This is a genomic window from Streptomyces sp. NPDC054841 (assembly GCF_053611045.1).
In genome coordinates, this window is record NZ_JBSGZO010000395.1 from 1 (window position 1) to 8,148 (window position 8,148).

General features: G+C 73.1%; 8 protein-coding genes. 4 read left to right on the forward strand and 4 right to left on the reverse strand.

What is annotated here, in order from left to right; all coding sequences use genetic code 11:
- Window positions 1–62: 62 nt before the first annotated feature.
- The 4 genes from ACWGI8_RS34310 to ACWGI8_RS34325 form a co-directional block, all read right to left on the reverse strand.
- Complete coding sequence (locus tag ACWGI8_RS34310; protein ID WP_453666989.1) at window positions 63–908, reverse strand: TIGR04222 domain-containing membrane protein; 846 nt, start codon at window positions 906–908, stop codon at window positions 63–65.
- 19 nt (window positions 909–927) lie between these two features.
- The gene (locus ACWGI8_RS34315; protein WP_453666990.1) at window positions 928–1,764 is read right to left on the reverse strand and encodes a DUF4142 domain-containing protein; all 837 of its coding nucleotides are present in this window, start codon (window positions 1,762–1,764) and stop codon (window positions 928–930) included.
- 67 nt (window positions 1,765–1,831) lie between these two features.
- Entirely contained in the window at window positions 1,832–2,854 is a 1,023-nt protein-coding gene (locus tag ACWGI8_RS34320; protein ID WP_453666999.1) for a TIGR04222 domain-containing membrane protein, read from the reverse strand.
- Between the two features lie 11 nt (window positions 2,855–2,865).
- Window positions 2,866–4,299: a multinuclear nonheme iron-dependent oxidase gene (locus tag ACWGI8_RS34325; RefSeq protein ID WP_453666991.1), complete on the reverse strand. Its 1,434-nt coding sequence runs from the start codon at window positions 4,297–4,299 to the stop codon at window positions 2,866–2,868.
- A 514-nt stretch (window positions 4,300–4,813) separates the two neighbouring features.
- Here ACWGI8_RS34325 and ACWGI8_RS34330 point away from each other — a divergent pair.
- From ACWGI8_RS34330 to ACWGI8_RS34345, 4 genes are all read left to right on the forward strand, one after another.
- Entirely contained in the window at window positions 4,814–5,359 is a 546-nt protein-coding gene (locus ACWGI8_RS34330) for a hypothetical protein (RefSeq protein WP_453666993.1), read from the forward strand.
- A 79-nt stretch (window positions 5,360–5,438) separates the two neighbouring features.
- Window positions 5,439–6,275, forward strand: a complete 837-nt coding sequence (locus tag ACWGI8_RS34335; RefSeq protein ID WP_453666995.1) for a DUF4097 family beta strand repeat-containing protein — start codon at window positions 5,439–5,441, stop codon at window positions 6,273–6,275.
- Window positions 6,276–6,363: 88 nt separating this feature from the next.
- Entirely contained in the window at window positions 6,364–7,350 is a 987-nt protein-coding gene (locus ACWGI8_RS34340; protein ID WP_453666997.1) for an ATP-binding cassette domain-containing protein, read from the forward strand.
- Complete coding sequence (locus ACWGI8_RS34345) at window positions 7,347–8,135, forward strand: ABC transporter permease (RefSeq protein WP_453666998.1); 789 nt, start codon at window positions 7,347–7,349, stop codon at window positions 8,133–8,135. The genes ACWGI8_RS34340 and ACWGI8_RS34345 overlap by 4 nt, the downstream gene beginning before the upstream one ends.
- Window positions 8,136–8,148 lie beyond the last annotated feature (13 nt).

Below are 8,148 nucleotides of genomic sequence, written 5' to 3' on the forward strand. Positions count from 1 at the left end.
CGCACGATGCGCGCCGCACCGGCGTCCCGCCGATTGCAGAGCACCTTTCTTCGGGTGTCGCGTCATTGACCCCTGTGCGCCGTCCGCCGGTCGCCGAGCGCGGCGCGCAGCGCCGGATCGTCGAGCGCGCGGACGCCGTGCACGGCCACCGCGGTGAGGAAGGCCCGTTCCTCGCCGTCGGGCCGCGGGGGCAGCCCGCGCAGCAGCCGTCGGCCGGCCGGGGAGGCCCAGCGGGTGTACGGATGGACCTCGACGCGGGCGATCACGAGACAGCCCAGGGTGAGCACGAGCGGAAGCGTGAACCACATCGCGACGGGCCCCTTCTCACCTTGTTCCTGAGGGAGCGTCAGCAGTGAGGCGGCCGCGAGCGCCAGGGTGAGCGCCGTTGCGCCCCACACGGCCCGCACGGCGCCTGCCAGGCCCGCCCGGACCGTCTCGGGTACGGCGAGACCGGCCGTGACGAGCCGGTCGGAGAGGGCACGTACGGCGTCGTCGGCGGCCGTGGCGTGCCGTATCGCTGCTATCCGGCACTGACCGTCCGGGCCGATCGCACCGATCACCGAGCGTTCCAGATCGTCCTCGCCCTCCGGGTCGACGACGGTGGCCCAGCCGGTGTGCGCGAGGAGCAGCCGCCGCCCGCGGTGCATCGCGACCATCGTCAGCTCGGCCACGCGGTGCGGGCCGCCGGCCAGGAAAGCGGCTTCGTACAGGCTCAACTCGTGGTCACGGACGTGCTCGTGGCCCTGGCCGGGGCTGTCGTCGTGGCCGGAGCCGGAGCCGGAGCCGGAGCCGGAGTTGGAGCCGGGGCCGTGGTCGTCGTGGGCGGCGTCGGCGGCGGCGACACAGAGCCGGCCGCAGCTGAGGCCCGCCGCGGCCCACGCCAGCAGCAGGAAGAGGACCCAGAACATGGCGGATTTCTACGCGAGATCACCTCTTGCGCGCCATGGCAATTCCAGGATGCGGACGACCGTGCGTCATGCTCCCGTGTTGGCGGGGCGGGGCCTTCTCACGGCGGGTGGCAGCGGCGGCAGGCTGCTGCCGCAGGTGCTTCGGGGACGGGGTGACCGGGACGGCGGGCCGCGGGGTCCTGCCGGGCGCCGGCGGCGGGGGACCGGTCGGGCTCGCTGCGGCGGTGCCCGCGTCCTGTGCGGCGATGGCGTCGAAGTCGACGAGTCCGGTCGCCTCCAGGCACTCGATGTGGTCGAGGACGGCCGTATTGGCGTCGTCGGCGAGGGCGCGCACCAGGGAGTTGCGGGTGGTGTGCCGGACCTCGGCGATCAGCGTGAAGAGGGTGCCATGGGCCTGGCGCAGGGTGTTGGCGAATCCGACCGCGTACTCCTGGCCGTGGGCGTCGGTCAGTTCGGTCAGCCAGTCGCGCTGCCGGTCCGTGGGCTGGCTGGGCAGTTCCATGGTGAGCCGGGACGCGACCTCGCGGACCCGGGCGTCGAGATAGGTGTGGCCTTCGACGAGATGAAGGCCGGCCACGGTGACGGCGCGGCTCGGCGCCCGGCCGACGGCCTGCTGGCCGGCCGGGAGCGCCCACAGCCCGGCGAGTCTGACCTGGACGATGAAGTCCCGGTCGGCGGCGGACAGCGGGCCCCAGCGGGTCGGCACGGCATCGGCCGTGAGGCCGGCCGTCCCGTGCGTGCCGGCGCGGTCCGCGTACGACCAGAGGGGGAACACGAGCGCGGCGATGGTCGCCGTCACGGCGACGACGACCAGTCCGGTGCCGGCGAGCGGGGTGAAGCGGGCGAGGGTGCGCATGGTGCCTCCTGCGTGCGGCCCGCACGCTACTGGGCGCCGCGCTGATCCCGTGGGCGGTTGCGGGAAGTCAGCCGGAACTGCCCCCGCCGCAGCTTGAACCCCCGCCTCCGCCGCAGCTTGAACCGCCTCCCGAGCTGCCTCCGCAGCTGGAACCACCGCCCGACGAGCTTCCGCAGCCGCTGCTCCCGCCGCAGGAGCTGCCGCTCGCGCCGCCGCAGCCCCCGCCGCCCGACCCGCCGGAGCCGGGCCCCGACGTGGCGCACCACAGGACGGCCGAGGGAGGGATGTACGTATCCGATGAGCCGCTGCCGCTGCCGCTGTTGCCGGCCGGCCGGCCGCCGGTCCGCACCAGCCGGGCCGCCGCCATGAGCTGTGCCTGGAACACCGGGTCGGGCAGCGCGCGCAGCCCGCCCAGCGCCACCCGATGGCCGACGTCCGTGCTGTACGCATGCGCCGCGCGGTACTCCCAGGCCGCCCGCCGGCCCGCGGGGGTGACCTTGCTGCTCGCGCGCGCGGCGCACACCACCCCGATCACCAGGCCCGCGAGGCAGGCCGGCAGCACCTTCACGATGAACGGGAAGGGAGCGTCAGCAAGCCCGTCGTGCCCCGCGTACTGCACGATCGTCAGGACCATGGCGAACGGCAGCATGACGAAGGACGCGGCCGCCTGCCAGCCGCCACGGACGCGCCACGGGCGGCCCGCGCCCGGCGGAACCATCAGTCCGCGTGCCGCCAGCCCGTCGCCGATCTCCTGCACCGCGGGGTTGCGCATCACGGCGAGCCGGAGCGTGTGCAGGGCGCCGCTCGGCGCCGCGGCGAGTTCGAGCAGGACGGCGCGCTCGACATGGTTGCGGCCGACGGGCTGCTGGACGGCGACGATGCCCGGGCCGCCGACCGCCAGGCGCCCGTCCGCCTGCATCGCGGCGAGGGCGGTGTCGGCGACACGTGCGGGCCCGCCGTTCAGGAACGCGGCCTCCAGCAGGTCGTGCACGGGGCCGCCGGGGCCGCGGCGCATGCCCGCCACACCCTTGATCAGCAGGACCGAGGAGGCGGCCACGGCGAGATACACCAGCACGGCGAGTACGTTCATCAGCACGGGGGTCACCTCCTGACGAGGGCGGCGCGGGCCGCCCGTACGAAACGGGCCGAACGGCGCGGCGGGCGGGGCGCCGCCCGGTCCTGCCACCAGTGGGTGAGCCGCCTCCGGGCGGCCGGGTCCTGCGGCCGGCCCGCGATCAGCAACTGCTCGGCGAAGTCCAGCGCGTCCCGCCGGTAGCCGTCCCGCATGGGGCGGGACTTGGCGTACGCCAGGAACGCGGGCCGGTAGCCGCTCCCGAGGATCTCCGGAAGTTCGGGCGCGACCTTGGCCACGACATCGGCCCGCTTGGCGGCGAGCGCGCGGATCTGCACCCCGAGCCGCTGCGGATCGAAGCCCTCCGGCGCGGGCGTCCCGGCGACCAGCGCGGACAGCAACGCGGCCTGGGCGAGCCCGACCCGCTCCCGCGCGGGCGCGTCGGCCAACTCGGCCTGCCCGTGGCCCGCCTCCCCGTGGCCCGTCTGCGCGGACTCGGCCTGCGCGGACTCGGCCTGCGTGGATTCGGCCCGCGCGGACAGGAGGCCGGCCTCCCGCTCTGCGGCGCCCCGTGCCTCGCCTCGGTCATCGCCTCGCGCACCGTCACCCGGTGCGGCGGCGGCCACCGTCGCCCGGATCGTCTCCAGTTCCGTCTCCAGCTCCGCCGCCGGCGGGAAGTCGTCGTCGCGTTCCAGCAGCACGCCCGGCGGGTCCGTCCGGGAACGCAGCTCCGCCAGGATGTCGAGGACCGGCCGGGAGACCGGGTGCGCGTGCGTGTCGTGCCAGACGCCGTCGCGCTCGACACCACCTGCCACGTGGACGTACGCGATCGCCTCGACGGGCAGCTCGTCGAGAGCCTTGACCGGGTCCTCGCCCCGGTTGACGTGATTCGTGTGGAGATTGGCGACGTCGATGAGCAGCCGTACGCCGGTCCGCTCGACCAGCTCCGCCAGGAACTGGCCCTCCGTCAGCTCCTCCCCGGGCCAGGAGACCAGCGCCGCGATGTTCTCCAGCGCGAGCGGCACCGGCAGGGAGTCCTGGGCCATGCGTACGTTCTCGCAGAGCACGTCCAGGGCGTCGCGGGTGCGCGGCACGGGCAGCAGATGCCCGGCTTCCAGGCGCGGCGTCGCGGTGAGGGGGCCACCGGCCCGGACGAAGGCGATGTGCTCGGTGACGAGCGGCGACCCGAGTGCCTCGGCACGCTCCGCCAGGTCCGCCAGCCGCTTCTCGTCGGGCCGGTCGGCCCCGCCGATCCCGAGGGAGACCCCGTGCGGGACGACGGTGACGCCACGTTCCAGGAGCCGTATGAGAGAAGCGGGAAGGTGGCCGGGGCAGACGTTCTCCGCGACGACCTCGACCCAGTCGACGCCGGGCAGCCGTTCCACGGCGTCCGCGATCTCCGGTCGCCAGCCGATACCGGTGCCGAGCCTGCCGAGCTTGTTGAGCCGGTCGAGCCTCTTCATGGGTCCCCCTCCTCTGCATGTGCAGGGGTCATGGCCCCGCCGGACCCCGCCGAATCCGGAGGAGGAGACGTTCAGAGCTTGATTTGAGGTTCCGAGCCCGGACATCCCGGCCGGCGCCTCGACCGCATGAGCCGCTTCCTCACCGCGGTCACGGACGAGATCCTCACCGCCGCCCGCCCGCCGGCGCGACCTCCACCGCCCGCACACCAGCCGGTCCCGACGGCCCGCCGGCGCGCGGCGAGGCGTGACACGCCCCCTGCCGCCGTACCGGCAGGGGTGCAGCACATGGCGCCATCTGGCGCCACATGACGCCATCTGGTGCCACTTGGTGCGCCATGGTGCCAAGATTTTTCCGCCGTGGCGCCATGGGCCCGCTCAAGCCCACTTGACCTGCACGTTCCTTGCGTCACTGCCGCCGCGCCAGGCTTCATTCACCCCCACTCCGACCCCCTCCCTGTCTCGGCGTGCGCCATCTGGGCTACCCATGGCGCCAAACGTGTGCCATGATGGCGTCATGGACCTCACCCCGTACGTCGACCGCCTCCGCCAGGAGCTCGCCGTCGCCGCCGAAACCGGCGGCGAGGAAGCGCGAGCCCTCGCCGAGCGGCTCACCGCGCCCCTGGACTCGGCCACCCGTCTCACCCTCCTCACCGCCCTCTCGGCGGCGATGAGCGAGGTGACCCGGGAGCTGGCTCCGGGCTCGGTCGACGTGAGGCTCCGCGGCGCAGACCCGGAGTTCGTGGTGACCCTGCCGGCGGCTCCGGCCCCGGCCCCGGCCCCGATCCAGGACCCCGAGCCGCGGCCGGCCGCCCCGCTCGCTCCGCCCCCCGTCCCGGAGGGCGACGACGGCGCCTCGGCCCGTATCAACTTCCGGCTCCCGGCCCATCTCAAGGCCCGCTTGGAGGAGGCCGCCGGCCGCGAGGGCCTCTCGGTCAACGCCTGGCTGGTCCGTGCCACGGCCGCCGCACTCGACCCCGTGGTCCGTCCCGGCACCCCCGCTCCCGCACCCCCTGCGGAGCGCGTCCGGGGCGGCCGGGGCTTCACCGGCTGGGTCCGCTGAGGCCCGCCGCATCACTTGGGGCCCGCCGCACTACTTCCTTCTTCTTCACCCACTCCGACGACAGGACGGGAACACCGCCATGCCTTCCTTCGACACGCCCAAACCCATCACCGCGGTCGTCGAGCTCGAGATCGGTACCGCGCGGATCATCGCCACCGACCGCACCGACACCGAGGTCGAGGTGGTCCCCGCCAACCCGGACTCCGAGATCGACGTGCAGTTCGCCGCGCAGACCAAGGTGACCTGCTCGGGCGGGACCCTCACGGTCAAGGGACCGCGCAAGCGCTCGCCGTTCGGCAAGGTGGGCGCCATCGACGTCATCATCGGCCTGCCCGCCGGCTCCGCGCTCCAGGGCACCGTCGGGGTCGGCGACTTCCACTGCACCGGCCGCCTCGGCGACTGCCGTCTGAAGACCGCCGTCGGCGACCTTCGGGTGGTGGAGACCGGCGCCGCCCGCCTCCGGAACGAACTGGGCGCCGTCCACCTCGAACACGCCACCGCCGCCGGCGAGATCATCGCGGCCGGCCGGATCACCGTCGGCCGCGCCGACTCCACCCTCACCGTCAAGAACGGCAACGGCGACACCGAACTGGGCGAGGTCGCCGGCGCCCTGGAGGTCTCCGCCTCCAACGGCCGGATCGACGTGGGCACGGCCCACGCCGACGTGGAGGCCAAGGCGGCCAACGGCCCCATCCGGGTGGGCCGGATCAGCCGCGGCAAGGTCACCCTGCGCGGCGCCACCGGCGACCTGGAGGTCGGCATCCCGGAGACCACCGCCGCCTGGCTCGACCTGCACACCAACGTCGGCGTCCTGCGCAACTCCATCCCCGGCGCCGAGGGCCCCGGCGACGCCACCGACACCGCGGAGGTCCGCGCCCGCACTTCGGTCGGCGACATCCACATCCGCCGCGCCTGACCCGTAAGGGCGGCCTGCGCCGCTCACACCGGTCCTCTCCCGGCCCTCTCCTCTCCTCTCCTTCCACTCTGCCAAGGAGCTATCTGTCATGCCCACAACACAAGTCAAGCGCAAGGCGACCGCCACCCTGGCCCCCGCCTCCATCCGCGCGACCAACCTCAGCAAGTCCTACGGCGACAAGCAGGTCCTGCGCGGTATCGACCTCGACATCCCGGCCGGCAGCATCTTCGCCCTGCTCGGCCCCAACGGCGCCGGTAAGACCACCACCGTCCAGATCCTCTCGACGCTGATCGCCGCCGACGCCGGGACCGCCCAGCTGGCCGGGTGCGACCTGGGCCGCGAGCCCGACGCCGTACGGAAGATCATCGGCGTCACCGGCCAGTTCGCCGCAGTCGACAACCTCCTCAACGCCGAGGAGAACCTGATGCTCATGGCGGACCTGCACCATCTGCCCCGCCGCGAGGGCCGCCGCCGGGCCGCCGACCTCCTCGCCCGCTTCGACCTCACCGAGGCCGCCAAGAAGCCCGTCACCACCTACTCCGGCGGTATGCGACGCAAGCTCGACCTCGCCATGACCCTGGTCGGCGACCCGCGCATCATCTTCCTCGACGAGCCCACCACCGGCCTGGACCCGCGCTCCCGCCGCACCATGTGGGAGATCATCCGCTCCCTGGTCGCCGACGACGGCGTGACGATCTTCCTCACCACCCAGTACCTGGAGGAGGCCGACCAACTGGCCGACCGTATCGCCGTACTGGACGGCGGAAAGCTGATCGCCGAAGGCACCGCGGACGAACTCAAGCGCCTCATCCCCGGCGGCCACATCTCCCTGAAATTCGCCGACGCCGCCGCCCTGGAGCTGGCCGCCACCCACTTCGCCGCCATCACCCAGGACGACGAGGAACTCACCCTCCAGATCCCCTCCGACGGCACCGTCCCCACCCTCCGCGCCGTCCTGGACATCCTCGACGGCGCCGGCATCACCCCCGAGGCCCTCTCCCAGCACACCCCGGACCTCGACGACGTCTTCCTCACCCTGACCGGCTCCGACAAGCAGCAGGAGATCTCCCGATGAGCGCCCTCACCTACGCCGCCCGCGACTCCGTCACCATGTTCCGCCGGAACATGAAGCGCGCCGTGCGCTACCCCTCCGTCGTCGTGGCCATCATCATGATGCCGGTCCTCTTCCTCCTCCTCTTCAACTACGCCTTCGGCGGCGCACTGGGAGCGGGAATCCAGGGCCCCCAGCTGAAGGGCGACTACATCGACTACATCGCCCCGGGGATCATCCTGATGACCGTCGCCACCGGCTCCATCGGCGCCGCGCTCGGCATCTGCATGGACAAGACGGAAGGCATCGTCAACCGCTTCCGCACCATGCCCATGTCCCACGCCTCCTTCCTCACCGGCCATGTCCTCGGCAATCTCGTCCAGACGGCCCTCGGCACGGTCGTGGTCACCGGCGTCGCCCTCGCCATCGGGTTCCGTCCCGACGCCACCGCCCTGGAATGGCTGGCCACCGCCGGCCTGCTTGCCTTCCTCGCCTTCGCCCTGACCTGGATCTCGGCCGGCCTGGGCCTGGTGGCCAAGACCGTCGAGTCCGCCTCCAACCTGCCCATGCCGATCACCCTCCTCCCCTTCCTGGGCAGCGCCGTCGTCCCCACCGAGACCATGCCGTCCTGGCTGCGCTGGTTCGCCGACCACCAGCCCTTCACGCCGATCAACGAGACCCTCCGCGGCCTCCTGATGGGCACCGAGATCGGCAACAGCGGCTGGATCTCCCTGGCCTGGTGCGCGGGGCTTGCCCTGCTCGGCTACGTCTGGGCGAAGGCCGCCTTCAAGCGAGGCGTCCGTAGCTGACCCGCTGAGAACG

Coding starts and splice junctions, on each gene's coding strand:
- ACWGI8_RS34310 (WP_453666989.1), bottom strand. CDS start 908: ATGTTCTGGGTCCTCTTCCTGCTGCTGGCGTGGGCCGCGGCGGGCCTC.
- ACWGI8_RS34315 (WP_453666990.1), bottom strand. CDS start 1,764: ATGCGCACCCTCGCCCGCTTCACCCCGCTCGCCGGCACCGGACTGGTC.
- ACWGI8_RS34320 (WP_453666999.1), bottom strand. CDS start 2,854: ATGAACGTACTCGCCGTGCTGGTGTATCTCGCCGTGGCCGCCTCCTCG.
- ACWGI8_RS34325 (WP_453666991.1), bottom strand. CDS start 4,299: ATGAAGAGGCTCGACCGGCTCAACAAGCTCGGCAGGCTCGGCACCGGT.
- ACWGI8_RS34330 (WP_453666993.1), top strand. CDS start 4,814: ATGGACCTCACCCCGTACGTCGACCGCCTCCGCCAGGAGCTCGCCGTC.
- ACWGI8_RS34335 (WP_453666995.1), top strand. CDS start 5,439: ATGCCTTCCTTCGACACGCCCAAACCCATCACCGCGGTCGTCGAGCTC.
- ACWGI8_RS34340 (WP_453666997.1), top strand. CDS start 6,364: ATGCCCACAACACAAGTCAAGCGCAAGGCGACCGCCACCCTGGCCCCC.
- ACWGI8_RS34345 (WP_453666998.1), top strand. CDS start 7,347: ATGAGCGCCCTCACCTACGCCGCCCGCGACTCCGTCACCATGTTCCGC.